Source organism: Pseudomonas sp. SDO52101_S400 (genome assembly GCF_054071635.1).
Genome location: NZ_JBSVWF010000010.1, coordinates 20,033 through 35,482, shown reverse-complemented (window position 1 = coordinate 35,482; position 15,450 = coordinate 20,033). Strand labels below are relative to the sequence as shown.

Here is a 15,450-nt window from a genome sequence, read left to right as displayed (position 1 = left end):
TCAAAAAAACAGGAGCTGCCCCGTCATGAGTCCATCCATTCCGTCCTTTCTCAAGCACGCTGCTCTGGCGACGGCGTTGCTCGCTGCCGGCCAGGTGTATGCCGCCGACTCGGTTGGCATCGTGGTCTACAACGCCCAGCACGAAACCCTGACCAAGGCGTGGGTCGCGGGCTTCACCGAGGAAACCGGAATCCCGGTCACGATCCGCAACGGCGACGACACGGAAATGGGCAACCAGCTCGTGCAGGAAGGCGCGTCCTCTCCGGCAGACGTGTTCCTGACGGAAAACTCCCCGGCCATGGTGCTGGTGGACAACGCCAAGCTGTTCGCTCCGGTCGCCCCGGCCACTCTTGAACAAGTGGGCGCGGCCTATCGTCCGGCGCACGGCCAGTGGGTCGGTATCGCTGCTCGCTCGACAGTCTTTGTCTACAACCCGGCCAAACTGGCGGAAAAAGACCTGCCAAAATCCCTGATGGATCTGGCGACCCCGGCATGGAAAGGTCGCTGGGCTGCATCCCCTGCCGGTGCCGACTTCCAGGCCATCGTCGCCGCCGTACTGGAACAGAAAGGCGAAGCCGCCACCCTGGAATGGCTCAAGGGCATGAAAGCCAACTTCACCGCTTACCGTGGCAACAGCTCCGTACTCAAAGCGGTGAACGCCGGCCAGGTGGACAGCGGCGTGATCTATCACTATTACGCTTTTGTCGATCAGTCCAAGACCGGTGAAAACAGCAAAAACACAGCTCTGCACTACTTCAAACATCAGGACCCGGGCGCGTTCGTGAGCATTTCCGGCGGTGGCGTGCTGGCGTCCAGCAAACACAAGGACGAGGCTCAGAAATTCCTCCAGTACATCACTGGCAAGCAAGGTCAGGAAGTCCTGCGCACCGGCAACTCCTTTGAATACGCCGTGGGCAAGGACGCAGCATCCAACGCCAAACTGGTGCCATTGAAGGATTTGGACGCGCCAAAAGTCGACGCATCGAAGCTCGACAGCAAGAAAGCCGTCGAGCTGATGACCCAGGCAGGACTCCTGTAATTGATGCCTGAAACTCTACCGGCGGGGATCGCTGCGGCGCCCCCCGCCAACCTTTCACGCAGGACCCGCGCCCTCAACGGACGCGGTAGTCCCTGGGTGGTCGCGCTGGCGATTGGCGTATCACTGCTGTCATTACTGCCGATCGGTTTTGTGATCGGCGTATCGTGGTACACCGGTTGGGCGACCATCGAAGCCTTGATCTTCCGCCCTCGGGTTGCCGAATTGCTGATCAACACCGTATTGCTGGTGTTGATCACCCTGCCGATCTGCATTGTGCTGGGCACGACTCTGGCCTGGCTGACCGAACGCACCGATCTGCCGGGTCGGCGATTGTGGTCGCTGCTGGCGGTCGCGCCATTGGCGGTGCCGGCGTTCGTGCACAGTTACGCGTGGGTCAGCCTGATTCCGTCTATCAATGGACTGCCGGCCGGTGTGCTGGTGTCGGTGATCGCCTATTTTCCGTTCCTGTATTTGCCGATTGCGGCGACGTTGCGTCGCCTCGACCCGGCAATTGAAGACGTTGCCGAATCCCTCGGTCTCAAGCCGTGGGCGGTGTTCTTCCGGGTGGTCTTGCCGCAATTGCGCCTGGCGATCTGTGGCGGTGCGCTGTTAGTGGGTCTGCACTTGCTGGCCGAGTACGGCCTGTACGCGATGATCCGCTTCGATACGTTCACCACGGCCATTTTCGATCAATTCAAATCCACCTTTAACGGTCCGGCCGCCAACATGCTCGCCAGTGTGTTGGCGCTGTGCTGTCTGGCGATGCTGACCGTTGAGTCCAGCGCCCGAGGCCAGGCGCGTTATGCCCGGGTCGGGGCCGGCAGCGCCCGCGAACAGCGGACCGTGCGCCTCAAACGTGGCACCGCTGCGCTGGGCCTGTGCCTGCAAGCCCTGACCTGCCTGCTGGCCCTCGGCGTCCCGATGCTGACACTGGGTAAATGGCTGATCGCCGGCGGCGCCGAGGTCTGGCAAGGTGAAGAGTTGTTGCCGGCGCTGCTTCAGACCCTGTCGTTCGGCGTGGCCGGTGCGTTGTTGACCAGCCTTGCAGCGATTCCGATTGCCTGGCTGTCGATCCGTGCGCCCGGCAAGCTGCAGCGTCTGCTTGAAGGCTGCAACTACATCACCAGCTCTCTGCCGGGGATTGTCGTGGCACTGGCGCTGGTCACCGTGACGATCCACTTCGCCCGGCCGATCTACCAGACCACCATCACCGTGCTGTTGGCGTACCTGCTGATGTTCCTGCCGCGAGCGCTGGTCAGCCTGCGGGCCGGTTTCGCCCAGGCGCCGGTGGAGCTGGAAAACATCGCGCAAAGCCTCGGCCGCTCGCCCCTGAGCGCCTTGTGGCTGATCACCCTGCGCCTGGCCGCGCCCGGTGCGGCAGCAGGTGCTGCGCTGGTGTTCCTGGCGATCACCAATGAACTGACCGCAACCCTGTTGCTCGCGCCCAACGGCACGCGCACCCTGGCCACCGGTTTCTGGGCCATGACCAGCGAAATCGACTACGCCGCCGCAGCGCCTTACGCCCTGCTGATGGTGGTGCTTTCGCTGCCGCTCACAGCCATCCTCTATCACCAATCCAGGCGCAGTGCCGGCCGATGAACGCCCTCGAAATCATCAATCTCAGTAAATCCTTTGGCGCACAAACGGCGCTGGACACCATCAACCTGTCCGTCCCGACGGGCAGCCGCACCGTGATCGTCGGCCCGTCAGGCTCCGGCAAGACCACGCTGTTGCGGATGATCGCCGGGTTCGAGTTTCCCGACGCAGGCAGCCTGAAGCTCAACGGTCAGACGCTGGTCGACAGCACCCACGCCGTGCCCGCCTACCAGCGGCAGATCGGCTATGTGCCGCAGGATGGCGCGCTGTTTCCGCACATGACCGTGGCGGACAACATCGGTTTCGGGCTCACCGAGACCGGCAGCGTCAGAACCGATCGTATTCAGGCGCTGATGGACAGCGTGGCCCTGAACGCCAACATGGCCACGCGCTGGCCCCACGAGCTGTCCGGCGGCCAACAGCAGCGGGTGTCACTGGCTCGGGCACTGGCCCAGCAGCCGCGCCTGATGCTGCTGGATGAGCCCTTTTCCGCTCTCGACACGGGCCTGCGTGGCGCCATGCGCAAAATGGTCGCGCGCCTGCTCGAAGAGGCCGGGGTAACGACGATTCTGGTCACCCACGACCAAAGCGAAGCGTTGTCGTTCGCCGATCAGTTGGCCGTCATGCGTGACGGGCGACTGGTGCAATCGGGGCATCCGATGGACCTCTACCGCTATCCGGACGACGAGCAGACCGCACGTTTTCTCGGCGAAGCGGTGGTCATGCCGGCGCAGATCGAGGCCGGCTGGGCTCATTGCGATCTTGGGCGAGTGGCGGTGAACAGCAATGGTTTTGCCGGTCCGGCGCAGATCATGTTGCGCCCGGAACAGTTGCTACTGTCAGACCACCCCGCCGATCCGGAGGGCTGTAACGCCGTCGTGACCGAGCGCGACTTCGGCGGTAACACCTGCACTTTGACGGTCGAGTTGCGTGCCACGGCCAGCGAAGCGTCCGGCCGCTCGCTGCTGGTGCGCAGCACCGGGATGCACGCGCCACCGGCCGGCAGCGCCGTGCAACTGTCGATACTCGGGGCCGCCCACGTCTTCGGAACGTCCTGACGTTCAGCTACAGATCGAAACGATCCACGGCGCGGCGCCGCTCGTTGTCGTCGCGCACGTCGTAGTTGGCGGTCGTCTGGATATTGCTGTGGTGCGCCAGTTTCTGGGCAATCGACAGATCATGCTCCTCGATCACCCGTGTGATGAACGATCGCCGGAAATCGTGGGGCATGATTTTCACCCCGACCTGAGTGCCGCGCTGGCGAGCGATGTAATAGATCGCGTGCTTGGTGATGCGCTCGCGGGTAATGTGGCTGCCGCGGCGGATGCGGTTGAACAGAAACGCATCGTCGCTTTCACCTTCCTTCAGCTCTGAGCGGCGAAACTCCAGCCAGGCATTGAGTTTGGCGAACGCCCAGGCCGGCGCGTACTTGATCAGTTGCTTGTTGCCCTTGGCATTGACGCACAGGCTGCGTTCAGTGAAGTCCACCTGGCTCAAATCCAGATCCACCGATTCCGACTTGCGCATCCCCGTGCCGTACAACAGTGCAATCACGGCGGCGTCTCGTAGGCCCTGCGGGCGCGGATCCGCGGCGCAGACTTCCATCAGCTCGTGAATCAGCGTGCGCTTCAGGTTGCGCCCCTGAGACAGTCGCGTGCCGGCGATACCCTTGACCGAACGCATCTTCAGAAGGTGATCCTGGGAGATCAGGCTCATGCGCCAGGCTTCGTTCATCACGCCGCGAATGGCATTTACATAAAGTGAAGAGGTGTTGGGGGCATAGTTGTCTGCACGCAATGCCGCGACTAACGCCACAACATCTTCCGGTTGTAAGGCGTGCCACGGAATGTCCTCGACATTCATGTCTTCAAAACCGAGACGGTCGGCGGCATCCTGCAAAACGTAACGCATGGTGAGTTGGCTGGAAGGTGCCAAACGCGCCAGATACAAGGACAAAGGATTACTTGGGGTGGATTCTGAAGGGGTAACGGATAAGCTGCTCAAACGAAAGGCCTTGAGTAAAAACAGTCCAGCACAACAACTAACAACTGCAATGAACTTGATGTAAAGAAGAGTCTTGTAGTAGGACTTTTCCGATAAAGCCGCAGAAGTCTGAACAGCGGCTGTATGAATTTCAGATAAACGATTCACCGACCGGTTTTTCATATTCCTTTCACAAAATCGGGAATAACCTTAGCTAGATAGGTCCTCAGTCGGTACCGCCCAACCTGCCGGGCAACGCCTGAAAAGTCAACCAAACCCCGACGTCATGCTGGTCAAGCAACTCGTTGATGCAAAACCCGTTTTTTGCGTCTACGCTGGGATTGGATCCGATGAACAGATGGATCTGTCCATTTTTTTCGCAATGAGGTGTCCATGAGTCAGGCGTTTCTCCCCTTCTCCCGCCCGAGTATCGGCGATGAGGAAATTGCGGCCGTCGAACAGGTACTGCGTTCAGGCTGGATCACCACCGGGCCGAAAAACCAGGCACTTGAAGAACAGTTCGCGCAGTACGTAGGTTGCAAGCACGCCGTTGCACTGTCGTCTGCCACTGGCGGGATGCACATCACCCTGCTGGCCCTGGGCATCGGCCCCGGCGATGAAGTCATCACGCCGTCGCAGACCTGGGTCTCCACCGCCAACATGATTTCGCTGCTCGGCGCCACGCCGGTGTTCGTCGACGTCGACCGCGACACCCTGATGACCGACGCGGCCCGCATCGAAGCCGCCATCACGCCTCGCACCAAAGCCATCATTCCCGTGCATTACGCCGGCGCCGCGTTCGATCTCGATCCGCTGTATGCCCTCGCCGACAAGCACGGCATCGCGGTCATCGAAGACGCCGCCCACGCCGCTGGCACCTACTACAAGGGCCGCCACGTCGGTTCCCACGGCACGGCGATCTTCTCGTTCCACGCGATCAAGAACATGACCTGCGCCGAAGGCGCGATGTTCGTCACCGACGACGAAGCCCTGGCCAGCCGCGTACGCATGCTCAAGTTCCACGGTCTGGGCGTCGATGCCTACGACCGCCTGACCGGTGGCCGCAAGCCGCAGGCCCAGGTCATGGAGCCTGGCTTCAAGTACAACCTGTCTGACATCAACGCCGCGATTGCCCTGGTGCAACTGCAACGTCTGGACGCCATCAACGCCCGCCGTACTGAACTTGCCACTCAATACCTGCAACAACTCGAAGGTCTGCCCGTGCAACCGCTGGCGGTGCCGCAGTACGCCCAACAGCACGCCTGGCACCTGTTCATCCTGCGCATCGACAGCGAGCGCTGCGGGATGGATCGCGAAGCCTTCATGAAGGGCCTGCAGGAGCAAGGCATCGGCACCGGTATCCACTTCATTGCCACCCACCTGCACACCTGGTATCGCCAGCGTGACCCTGATTTGTATCTGCCCAACACCGAATGGAACTCGGCGCGGCTGTGCTCGATTCCGCTGTTCCCCGACATGACCGATCAGGATCTGGATCGTGTTGTCGGTGCCATCGCCACCCTTATGGACAAACGCTCGTGAGACCTTACCCGATTAATTGCGTGTCGATCGTCATCCCGGTCTACAACGAACAGGACAGTCTGCCTGAGCTGCTTCGCCGCACAGAGGCAGCCTGTGCCCAACTCAAACATCCCTACGAAATCGTGCTGGTGGACGACGGCAGCCGCGATGAATCCGCCAACATGCTGGAAGAAGCCGCCGGGCGTGAAAACAGCCCGTTCGTAGCGGTCATCCTCAACCGCAACTACGGTCAGCACGCGGCGATCATGGCCGGGTTCGAACAGTGCAAGGGCGACGTGGTGATCACCCTCGACGCCGACCTGCAAAACCCGCCGGAAGAAATCCCGCGCCTGGTGGCCGAGGCCGAGAAGGGTTACGACGTGGTCGGCACCGTACGCGGCCACCGCCAGGATTCGGCGCTGCGCCGTTATCCGTCGAAGCTGATCAACCTCGCCGTGCAACGCTCCACCGGTGTTGCCATGAGCGACTACGGCTGCATGCTGCGCGCCTATCGCCGCACCATCATCGACGCGATGCTCGCCTGCCGCGAACGCAGCACGTTCATTCCGATCCTGGCCAACAGCTTCGCCCGTCACACCACCGAAATCGTCGTGGCCCACGCCGAGCGTGAACACGGTGATTCGAAATACAGCCCGATGCGCCTGATCAACCTGATGTTCGATCTGGTCACCTGCATGACCACCACGCCTTTGCGCTTGTTGAGCATCGTTGGCTTCGCCATGGCGGGTCTGGGTGCACTGTTCGCCGTTGCGCTGATCGTCCTGCGTCTGGCGTTCGGCGCGGGTTGGGCCGGTGACGGCACCTTCGTACTGTTTGCGGTGCTGTTCGTGTTTACCGGTGGCCAGTTCATCGGCATGGGCCTGCTGGGTGAATACCTGGGGCGCATGTACAGCGACGTGCGAGCCCGCCCGCGTTTCTTCATTGAAAAGGTGTTGCGCAGTCAGCCGGCCTCCCCGGCACCTGCGGTCACCGTTGATGGTCTCTCTTCTACTTCCACTTCTTCCGATCAGGTTCTCTCATGAGTGCAAAAACCGTTGTCTTCGCTTACCACGATATTGGCTGCGCCGGCATTGAAGCCCTGCTGAACAGCGGCTACGACATTGCAGCCGTGTTCACTCACGCCGATGATCCGAAGGAAAACGCCTTCTACGCCTCGGTTGCGCAACTGTGCGCCAACAAAGGTATTCCGGTGCACGCGCCGGAAGACGCCAACCACCCACTGTGGATCGAGCGCATCGCCAAGCTCGACCCTGAGTACATCTTCTCGTTCTACTACCGCAACCTGCTGAGCGAGCCGCTGCTGGCCCTGGCCAAAAAAGGCGCGTTCAACCTGCACGGCTCGTTGCTGCCTCGCTACCGTGGCCGCGCACCGGCAAACTGGGTGCTGGTCAACGGCGAAACCGAAACCGGCGTCACCCTGCACCGTATGGTCAAGCGCGCGGATGCCGGCGCCATCGTCGCCCAGCAACGCGTTGCCATCGAGCGCAGCGACACCGGTCTGACCCTGCACGCCAAACTGCGCACTGCCGCCAGCGACCTGCTGCGCGACACTCTGCCGAACATGCTGCAAGGCAAGATCACCGAAACCCCGCAAGACGAATCCAAGGCCACCGTGTTTGGTCGTCGTACCCCGGCTGACGGCAAACTGGTCTGGGCAAAACCGGCCGAGGAGCTGTTCAACCTGGTTCGCGCCGTGACCCGTCCTTATCCAGGCGCCTTCTGCGCTGTGGGCGAGCACAAGCTGATCGTGTGGAGCGCCGAAGTCGTCAAGGGCAACGAAGGCCAGGCCCCCGGCCGCGTGATCAGCGTCGATCCGCTGCGTATCGCCTGCGGTGAAGACTCGCTGGTAATCAACGCCGGTCAGCGCAACGACAACGGCCTGTACCTGAGCGGCCCGCAACTGGCCAACGAACTGGGTCTGGTAGACGGTTCGCTGCTGCGCGGCGCCGAATCCGGCCGGGCACCACGTCGCACTCGCGTGCTGATCCTGGGCGTCAACGGCTTCATCGGTAACCACTTGTCCGAGCGCCTGCTGCGTGACGACCGCTACGAAGTCTACGGCCTGGACATCGGCTCCGATGCCATCGAGCGTCTGCGTAGCCACCCGAACTTCCACTTCGTCGAAGGCGATATCAGCATTCACTCCGAGTGGATCGAGTACCACATCAAGAAGTGCGACGTGGTCCTGCCGCTGGTAGCCATCGCCACCCCGATCGAGTACACCCGCAACCCGCTGCGCGTATTCGAACTGGACTTCGAAGAGAACCTGAAACTGGTTCGCTACTGCGTCAAGTACAACAAGCGCGTGATCTTCCCGTCGACCTCGGAAGTCTATGGCATGTGCCAGGACAAGAACTTCGATGAAGACAGCTCCAACCTGATCGTCGGCCCGATCAACAAGCAGCGCTGGATCTACTCGGTTTCCAAGCAACTGCTGGACCGCGTGATCTGGGCTTACGGCGCCAAAGGCCTGAACTTCACCCTGTTCCGTCCGTTCAACTGGATGGGCCCGCGCCTTGACCGTCTGGACTCGGCCCGTATCGGCAGCTCCCGCGCCATCACCCAGCTGATCCTCAACCTGGTGGAAGGCACCCCGATCCGTCTGTTCGACGGCGGCGAGCAGAAACGCTGCTTCACCGACATCGCTGACGGCGTCGAAGCGCTGGCACGCATCATCGATAACGACAACGATGTCTGCAACGGCCAGATCATCAACATCGGCAACCCGGAAAACGAAGCGAGCATCCGTCAACTGGGCGAAGAACTGCTGCGTCAGTTCGAAGCTCACCCGCTGCGCTCCAACTTCCCTCCGTTCGCCGGTTTCCGCGACGTGGAAAGCAAGGCGTTCTACGGTGCCGGTTACCAGGACGTGGAACACCGCAAGCCAAGCATCGCCAACGCCAAGCGCCTGTTGAACTGGGAGCCGACCGTGGAAATGCGCGAGACCATCGGCAACACCCTGGACTTCTTCCTGCGTGAAGCCATGCTCGAAATCGCGGACAAGCGTTGATGCAGGCAGGTCTTCGTATCGATGTCGACACCTACCGAGGCACCCGTGAAGGGGTGCCCCGGTTGCTGGAAATCCTCGACGAAGCGCAGGTCAAGGCAACGTTTTTCTTCAGTGTCGGCCCGGACAACATGGGCCGACATCTGTGGCGCCTGATCCGTCCGCAATTCCTCTGGAAAATGCTCCGTTCCAATGCCGCCGGCCTGTATGGCTGGGACATTCTGCTGGCCGGCACCGCCTGGCCGGGCAAGCCGATCGGTCGCGATCTCGGGCACCTGATGCGTCAGGCCCGGGACGCCGGTCATGAAGTCGGCCTGCACGCCTGGGATCACCATGGCTGGCAGGCCAATGCCGGCACCTGGAGCGACGCGCAACTGATCGAACAGATCCGTCGCGGCGTCGACACCCTGAGCGACATCATCGGCGAGAAGATCCAGTGCTCGGCCGCCGCCGGTTGGCGTGCGGACGAACGCGTGATCGAAGCCAAGGAAACCTTCGGCTTTCGCTACAACAGCGATTGCCGCGGGCAACAACTGTTTCGACCGCTGCTGGCCGACGGTTCGGTGGGTGCGCCGCAGATTCCGGTGGACATGCCGACCTTCGACGAGGTGGTCGGCCCGACCGTGGCGGCCAAGGACTTCAACGCCTTCATCCTTGACCGGTTCCGTCCGGACAACCTCAACAACTACACCATTCATGCCGAAGTAGAAGGGATTCTGATGGCCGAAGAGTTTCGTCGATTGCTGGCCGATGCACGCCAGCGACATATCGAGTTCAAGCCTTTGGGCGATCTGTTGCCCGAGTTTCTCAACACATTGCCTGTCGGCCGTGTGCAACGTGGCGCCCTCGAAGGCCGTGAAGGCTGGCTGGGAGTGCAAGGCGCATGAGCAAACGCTGGGCATTGCCGCTGCTGATCGGACTTATCCTGCTGGCTTACCTGCTGCCGCTCGGCACGCATGGCTTGTGGATTCCCGATGAAACCCGTTACGCACAGATCAGCCAGGACATGCTGCTGAGCGGCAACTGGGTGTCCCCGCATTTCATGGGCCTGCGCTATTTCGAGAAACCGATTGCCGGTTACTGGATGATCGCGCTGGGCCAGGAACTGTTCGGGCAGAACCTGTTCGGCGTGCGTTTCGCCTCGGCCCTCAGCACCGGATTGAGTGTGCTGTTGTGCTTCCTGGTTGCCCGTCGCCTGTGGAACGAGCCGAGCAAAAGCTTCATCTGCGCCCTCCTCTACATGAGCTTCACGGTGGTTGCCGGTCAGGCTGGTTATGCCAACCTCGATCCGCAATTCACCTTCTGGGTCAACCTGAGCCTCGTAGCCCTGTGGTTTGCCGTCGACAGCCGCAGCACCGGGCAGCGTCTGGCAAGTTGGGCGGTGTTGGGGCTGGCCTGTGGCATGGGGTTCATGACCAAGGGTTTTCTCGCCTGGCTGCTGCCGGTGCTGATCGCCCTGCCGTGGATGCTCTGGCAGAAGCGCTGGCGTGAACTGCTGATCTACGGTCCGGTGGCGATTGCCGTGGCAATCATCGTCAGCTTGCCGTGGGTGCTGGCCGTGCACAGTCAGGAACCGGATTACTGGCGGTTCTTCTTCTGGCACGAACACATCCGCCGCTTTGCCGGTGACGACGCTCAGCATGATGCGCCGTGGTGGTTCTACCTGCCGTTGCTGGTCGCGTTCAGCCTGCCATGGGTCGGCATGCTGCCGCCGGCCTTCAAGCAGGCCTGGCAGACCCGTGCTCAACCGGGCATTGCCTTCCTGCTGCTGTGGCTGGTAATGCCGCTGGCGTTTTTCAGCCTGGCCAACGGCAAGCTGCCGACCTACATCCTGCCGTGCCTGCTGCCGCTGGCACTGTTGCTGGGTCATGCGCTAGCCGACCGCTTGCGTCTGGAACAGGGCCGGGCCTTGACTATCAATGGCGTGCTGAACCTGGTGCTGGGCGTCGTCACGCTGATCGCACTGGTTTACCTGCAATTGAAAAAACCGGTGTACGACCATGAGCTGCACAGCATGGTGCTGGTGTTCATTGCCCTGATCGGCTGGATCATCGCCAACCTGGCACAGGCGTTTCTGCCGCTGCAATGCTGGGCCGCTCCGGCGCTCGGCAGCCTGCTGCTGATCGGTGTACTGCCGGCCGCGTTGCCGAAGTCCGTGGTGGCCAACAAGACCCCGGATCAGTTCATCCTCCATCACCTGGACGAGCTGTCCGGCACCACTCACCTGCTGAGTAACGATCTGGGTGCCGCTTCGGCACTGGCCTGGCGCCTGAAGCAACCCAAGGTGGCGTTGTACAACACCGTGGGCGAGCTGAAGTACGGCCTGAGCTATCCAGAAGGCGCTGAACAGCGGATCACCACCGACGAAGTCCAGCAGTGGGTACGCGATGCCCGCCGCACCGGCTCGGTCGGCGTGGTCATGCGAGTCAAGGGCGACGACGAACTGCACGAAGTGGACCTGCTGCCCAAGGACGGCACCCGTTATGAGCAAGGCAACCTGGTGATCATCGTCCTGCCCAAGGATCCGTCATGAGTTGGTTGCTGTTGCTGACGGCGTGTCTGCTGACGTGCCTGGGCCAGGTCGCGCAAAAGTATGCGGTGGAAAGCTGGCGCGGGGTCGACTCGTCCTGGGCCGACAAACTGCGCTCGCCGTGGCTGTGGCTGGCCCTGTTCGCACTGGGCTCGGGGCTGCTGGTCTGGTTGCTGGTGCTGCAACGCCTTGAAGTGGGTATCGCTTACCCGATGCTCAGCCTCAACTTTGTGCTGATCACGCTGATCGCGCGTTTCGTGTTTCGCGAACCGATCGATCGCCAACACTGGATCGGTGTGGCGCTGGTGATCGGCGGCGTGGCACTGCTGGGGCAACAGTCATGAGCCAGGGACGCGGAATCGGCTTCGCCCTTGGCAGCGTGTTTCTGGTCAGCGGCGCCCAACTGGGCATGCGCTGGAGCATGACGCGCCTGCCGCAGCCGGAACAATGGTTGTCCGCGCTGACCACCGGCAACGTCGATCTGACGGCGCTGGCGGTGGTGTTCACAGCCATTCTCGCTTATGCGCTGTCGATGCTCTGCTGGCTCGCCGCCCTGCGCGACCTGCCGCTGGGCCGGGCCTATTCACTGCTGAGCATCAGCTATGCGCTGGTGTACCTGTTGGCGGCCAGCCTGCCGCTGTTCAACGAATCCTTCAGTTTCACCAAATCACTGGGCGTGGCACTGGTCATGCTCGGGGTCATCACTATCAACACTCGTCCGGCAAAAGTGCCCGATTTGAGGAGTGCTCCATGAAAATCACAGTATTTGGAAGCGGTTACGTCGGCCTGGTGCAAGCCGCGGTTCTGGCCGAGGTCGGCCACGATGTCGTGTGCATGGATATCGATCAGAAGAAGGTCGAACTGCTCAGCCAGGGTCACGTCAGCATCTTCGAACCGGGCCTGTCGAGTCTGGTTCGTGAAGGCCTGGATTCCGGTCGTCTGCACTTCACTTCCGATGAGAAAACCGCCGTGCTTCACGGTCGCGTAGCCTTCATTGCGGTGGGCACACCGTCCAGCGAGGATGGCTCGGCCGACCTGAAATACGTACTGTCGGTGGGCGATGCCGTTGCCCGTCATCGTGAACAGCCGCTGATCCTGGTGGAAAAGTCCACCGTACCGGTCGGCACCGGCGACACCTTGCGTGCGCACATCCAGGCCGCACTGGACAAGGCCGGGCGCGCCTTGCAGTTCGATATCGTCTCCAACCCGGAATTTCTCAAGGAAGGTTCGGCGGTCTCCGACTGCCGTCGTCCGGACCGCATCGTCATCGGCTGCGAAGGCGATGAAGTGCGCGACGTGATGCGCGACCTGTACTCGCCGTTCAACCGCAACCATGACCGCATCATGTTCATGGACCTGCGCAGCGCCGAACTGACCAAATACGCCGCCAACTGCATGCTGGCGACCAAGATCAGCTTCATCAACCAGATCGCCGAACTGGCCGAACACCTGGGGGCGGACATCGAATCGGTTCGCCAGGGCATCGGCGCCGACACGCGCATCGGTTACCACTTCATCTACCCGGGTTGCGGTTACGGTGGCTCGTGCTTCCCCAAAGACATGCGCGCGCTGATCCACAGTGCCGAACAGGCGCATTGCTCCAGCGACCTGCTACAAGCGGTCGAAGCGATCAACGAACGTCAGAAGCACAAGCTGTTCGACCGCATCAATGCGTTCTACAAAGGTGATCTGCGCGGCAAGACCTTCGCCCTGTGGGGCCTGGCGTTCAAACCGAACACCGACGACATGCGCGACGCGCCTAGCCGCGTCCTGCTCGACTCGCTGTTTGCCGCCGGCGCCAGCGTTCGCGCCTTCGACCCGGAAGCGATGCAGGAAACCCAGCATCTGTACCCGAACGAAGAAAAACTGATGCTGATGGGCACCCCGGAATCGGTACTGTCCGGTTCCGACGCGCTGATCATCTGCACCGAATGGCAGCAGTTCAAGGCCCCGGACTTCGACCTGATCCAGCAACGCCTCAAGGACCCGGTGATTTTCGACGGCCGTAACCTGTACGACGCCGATCGCCTGGCACGCAATGGCTTCAAATACTTCCCGATCGGCCGTGGGGATTCGCGCAAATTGCCGATCCCGCTGCAACAATGGCCTAACACCGCGGACGTCGCTTGATCTCGTTGTCGCCTGCCATCCGCCGGCAGTCCCTGATCGCAGGGCTGCTGGCACTGTTGTTGTTTATCGCCGGGGTTTACGGACAGGCACCCATTGGCTTCGATTCACGTTTTGTACTGTTTGCCCAGGAGATGCTGAGACACGGGCCGACGGTATTCCCCACCACTTATGGCCAGCCGTACGCCGATTATTCGGCCGTATCGACGCTGTTCATCTGGCTGTTGTCCCTGCCCTTCGGTGCGATCAATACGCTGACGGCGTGGCTTCCCAGCGCCATCGCCGGCGGGGTGATCGTGACGTTGATGTACCGCTTGCTGGCGGTACATTCGCAACGCTGGGCATTGATCAGCATTGCGCTGCTGATGCTCACCAGCACCTTCATCACGGAAGTCCGGGCGGTGTCGCAAGACCTGATGCTGGCTGCCGTGGCGCTGTCGGTGTTCTACCTGGGCTACGCACACGACCATTTCGGCTCCGGCCGGCGCTGGCCGCTGATCTTCGTCCTGTTGTTGCTGGGTTTCGGTATCCGCGGGCCGATCGGCCTTGTGGTGCCAACCGGCATGCTCTGCAGCTATTACCTGCTCAACCGCCAATGGGCACGGCTGTTCGTGTTCGGTGTGCTGGCGTCGATCCTGCTCGCGGTGTGTGTCGGCCTGTTGTTGTGGCTGGCCAAGCTCAGCGGTGGCGAGGCCTTTCTGCAAGACGTGATCCGCATGCAGTTCATGGGGCGCATGGATGGCAGTGAAGGTGTCAGCGGCTCGCTGTACTACTTCACCAGTTCGCTGGGCAACTACGCGCTGGCTTATCCGCTGGCCATTGTGGTGCTGGCGGCGGCATGGCTGAGCAAACCGCATCAGCGTGGGCCGGCGTTGCGGCTGGTGCAATATTGCGCGGCGGCCGGGTTGATCGTCATGGTCGGCCTGTCGATTCCACAGGCGAAGAAGGCGCGTTACCTGCTGCCGATGTTGCCGATGGCAGCGATCATCGCGGCGTACCCGTTCCAGGTGGCTCACGGTCGGGTGTTCGCGTGGTTGCGCGGTGTCATTCAGGCCTTGTGGCTGCTGACACCATTGTTGCTGATCGTTGCCCTGCTGGTTGCGCGACGCAAGTTCCCGGAGCTGTTGACCGGTGTCATGCCGGTGCTGATCGTGCTGGGTGTGCTGCAACTGCTGGCGTTGTCCCGACTGTGGAAGCCGCGCTGGCGTGCCGAAGTGCTGGCCCTGAGCGCGGTGCTGGCGTTGTGGACGGTCTATGCGGCGGTGTTCGAACCGGTAGAACGGGATCTCTACGACACCCGTTCCTTCAGTCGTGCGGCGTTCGCCCAGGTTCAACAGAACCCGGCCCCACTGGTGCTGCATGGCATGGGCAAGGACGCCAAGGCGATCAAGTTCATGGTCAACGTCGAACAGGACCTGCAACCGCAGTTCACCGAAACCGTTCAGCAACTCGAAGCCCTCAAGGCCCCGGCCTGGCTGATCATGGACAGCAAGGACCTGCAATCGCTGCAAGGCACGCCGCTGGCCAGCCTGCAACCGGTACTGAGCGGTCGCTTCGACAAGAACGATTACGTGCTGTTGTATCTGAAACCCTTGTAGTGCCCGGCGAAGGCTGCGATCTTGCGCA

The 15,450-nt window shown here is 61.6% G+C and carries 13 protein-coding genes; 12 read left to right on the top strand and 1 reads right to left on the bottom strand.

From position 1 onward, the window contains the following. Positions 1 to 25: 25 nt before the first annotated feature. From ACW9HX_RS07275 to ACW9HX_RS07265, 3 genes are read left to right on the top strand one after another with little or no spacing between them, the layout of a single operon-like run. Positions 26 to 1,039, top strand: coding sequence for an iron ABC transporter substrate-binding protein (locus tag ACW9HX_RS07275; protein WP_457380056.1), 1,014 nt, complete (start codon positions 26 to 28; stop codon positions 1,037 to 1,039). 3 nt (positions 1,040 to 1,042) lie between these two features. Next, positions 1,043 to 2,638: an ABC transporter permease gene (locus tag ACW9HX_RS07270; RefSeq protein WP_457380055.1), complete on the top strand. Its 1,596-nt coding sequence runs from the start codon at positions 1,043 to 1,045 to the stop codon at positions 2,636 to 2,638. Beyond that, positions 2,635 to 3,693, top strand: a complete 1,059-nt coding sequence (locus ACW9HX_RS07265) for an ABC transporter ATP-binding protein (RefSeq protein WP_457380054.1) — start codon at positions 2,635 to 2,637, stop codon at positions 3,691 to 3,693. Before ACW9HX_RS07270 ends, ACW9HX_RS07265 begins: the two co-directional genes overlap by 4 nt. A 7-nt stretch (positions 3,694 to 3,700) precedes the next feature. On the opposite strand, the gene ACW9HX_RS07260 is transcribed toward ACW9HX_RS07265, so the two are convergent. Continuing rightward, positions 3,701 to 4,639 carry a site-specific integrase gene (locus ACW9HX_RS07260; protein ID WP_457380053.1) on the bottom strand — a complete coding sequence of 313 codons (939 nt, stop codon included), beginning with the start codon at positions 4,637 to 4,639 and terminating at the stop codon, positions 3,701 to 3,703. A gap of 372 nt (positions 4,640 to 5,011) precedes the next feature. On the opposite strand from ACW9HX_RS07260, the gene arnB reads away from it, so the two are divergent. The 9 genes from arnB to ACW9HX_RS07215 are packed head-to-tail and all read left to right on the top strand — an operon-like array spanning position 5,012 to position 15,422. Continuing rightward, on the top strand, positions 5,012 to 6,160 hold the full coding sequence (gene arnB / locus ACW9HX_RS07255) for a UDP-4-amino-4-deoxy-L-arabinose aminotransferase (protein ID WP_457380052.1): 1,149 nt from the start codon (positions 5,012 to 5,014) through the stop codon (positions 6,158 to 6,160). Beyond that, positions 6,157 to 7,182 (top strand): undecaprenyl-phosphate 4-deoxy-4-formamido-L-arabinose transferase, encoded by a 1,026-nt coding sequence (gene arnC / locus ACW9HX_RS07250; protein ID WP_457380051.1) that lies wholly within the window; start codon positions 6,157 to 6,159, stop codon positions 7,180 to 7,182. The genes arnB and arnC overlap by 4 nt, the downstream gene beginning before the upstream one ends. Then, positions 7,179 to 9,170 (top strand): bifunctional UDP-4-amino-4-deoxy-L-arabinose formyltransferase/UDP-glucuronic acid oxidase ArnA, encoded by a 1,992-nt coding sequence (gene arnA, locus ACW9HX_RS07245; RefSeq protein ID WP_457380050.1) that lies wholly within the window; start codon positions 7,179 to 7,181, stop codon positions 9,168 to 9,170. The genes arnC and arnA overlap by 4 nt, the downstream gene beginning before the upstream one ends. Beyond that, on the top strand, positions 9,170 to 10,054 hold the full coding sequence (gene arnD / locus ACW9HX_RS07240) for a 4-deoxy-4-formamido-L-arabinose-phosphoundecaprenol deformylase (RefSeq protein WP_197867802.1): 885 nt from the start codon (positions 9,170 to 9,172) through the stop codon (positions 10,052 to 10,054). Before arnA ends, arnD begins: the two co-directional genes overlap by 1 nt. Then, complete coding sequence (arnT, locus tag ACW9HX_RS07235) at positions 10,051 to 11,700, top strand: lipid IV(A) 4-amino-4-deoxy-L-arabinosyltransferase (RefSeq protein WP_457380049.1); 1,650 nt, start codon at positions 10,051 to 10,053, stop codon at positions 11,698 to 11,700. Before arnD ends, arnT begins: the two co-directional genes overlap by 4 nt. Then, positions 11,697 to 12,041, top strand: coding sequence for a 4-amino-4-deoxy-L-arabinose-phosphoundecaprenol flippase subunit ArnE (arnE, locus tag ACW9HX_RS07230; protein ID WP_065257283.1), 345 nt, complete (start codon positions 11,697 to 11,699; stop codon positions 12,039 to 12,041). Before arnT ends, arnE begins: the two co-directional genes overlap by 4 nt. Continuing rightward, a complete protein-coding gene (gene arnF, locus ACW9HX_RS07225; RefSeq protein ID WP_457380048.1) occupies positions 12,038 to 12,451 on the top strand; it encodes a 4-amino-4-deoxy-L-arabinose-phosphoundecaprenol flippase subunit ArnF in 414 nt (137 codons plus the stop codon). Before arnE ends, arnF begins: the two co-directional genes overlap by 4 nt. After that, positions 12,448 to 13,827 (top strand): UDP-glucose dehydrogenase family protein, encoded by a 1,380-nt coding sequence (locus ACW9HX_RS07220; protein ID WP_457380047.1) that lies wholly within the window; start codon positions 12,448 to 12,450, stop codon positions 13,825 to 13,827. The genes arnF and ACW9HX_RS07220 overlap by 4 nt, the downstream gene beginning before the upstream one ends. Next, positions 13,824 to 15,422 (top strand): ArnT family glycosyltransferase, encoded by a 1,599-nt coding sequence (locus ACW9HX_RS07215; protein WP_457380046.1) that lies wholly within the window; start codon positions 13,824 to 13,826, stop codon positions 15,420 to 15,422. Before ACW9HX_RS07220 ends, ACW9HX_RS07215 begins: the two co-directional genes overlap by 4 nt. Positions 15,423 to 15,450 lie beyond the last annotated feature (28 nt).

Bases quoted from the DNA above. Each gene is read 5' to 3' on its own strand.
- ACW9HX_RS07275 (WP_457380056.1), top strand. From the start codon at position 26: ATGAGTCCATCCATTCCGTCCTTTCTCAAGCACGCTGCTCTGGCGACG.
- ACW9HX_RS07270 (WP_457380055.1), top strand. From the start codon at position 1,043: ATGCCTGAAACTCTACCGGCGGGGATCGCTGCGGCGCCCCCCGCCAAC.
- ACW9HX_RS07265 (WP_457380054.1), top strand. From the start codon at position 2,635: ATGAACGCCCTCGAAATCATCAATCTCAGTAAATCCTTTGGCGCACAA.
- arnB (WP_457380052.1), top strand. From the start codon at position 5,012: ATGAGTCAGGCGTTTCTCCCCTTCTCCCGCCCGAGTATCGGCGATGAG.
- arnA (WP_457380050.1), top strand. From the start codon at position 7,179: ATGAGTGCAAAAACCGTTGTCTTCGCTTACCACGATATTGGCTGCGCC.
- arnD (WP_197867802.1), top strand. From the start codon at position 9,170: ATGCAGGCAGGTCTTCGTATCGATGTCGACACCTACCGAGGCACCCGT.
- arnT (WP_457380049.1), top strand. From the start codon at position 10,051: ATGAGCAAACGCTGGGCATTGCCGCTGCTGATCGGACTTATCCTGCTG.
- arnE (WP_065257283.1), top strand. From the start codon at position 11,697: ATGAGTTGGTTGCTGTTGCTGACGGCGTGTCTGCTGACGTGCCTGGGC.
- arnF (WP_457380048.1), top strand. From the start codon at position 12,038: ATGAGCCAGGGACGCGGAATCGGCTTCGCCCTTGGCAGCGTGTTTCTG.
- ACW9HX_RS07220 (WP_457380047.1), top strand. From the start codon at position 12,448: ATGAAAATCACAGTATTTGGAAGCGGTTACGTCGGCCTGGTGCAAGCC.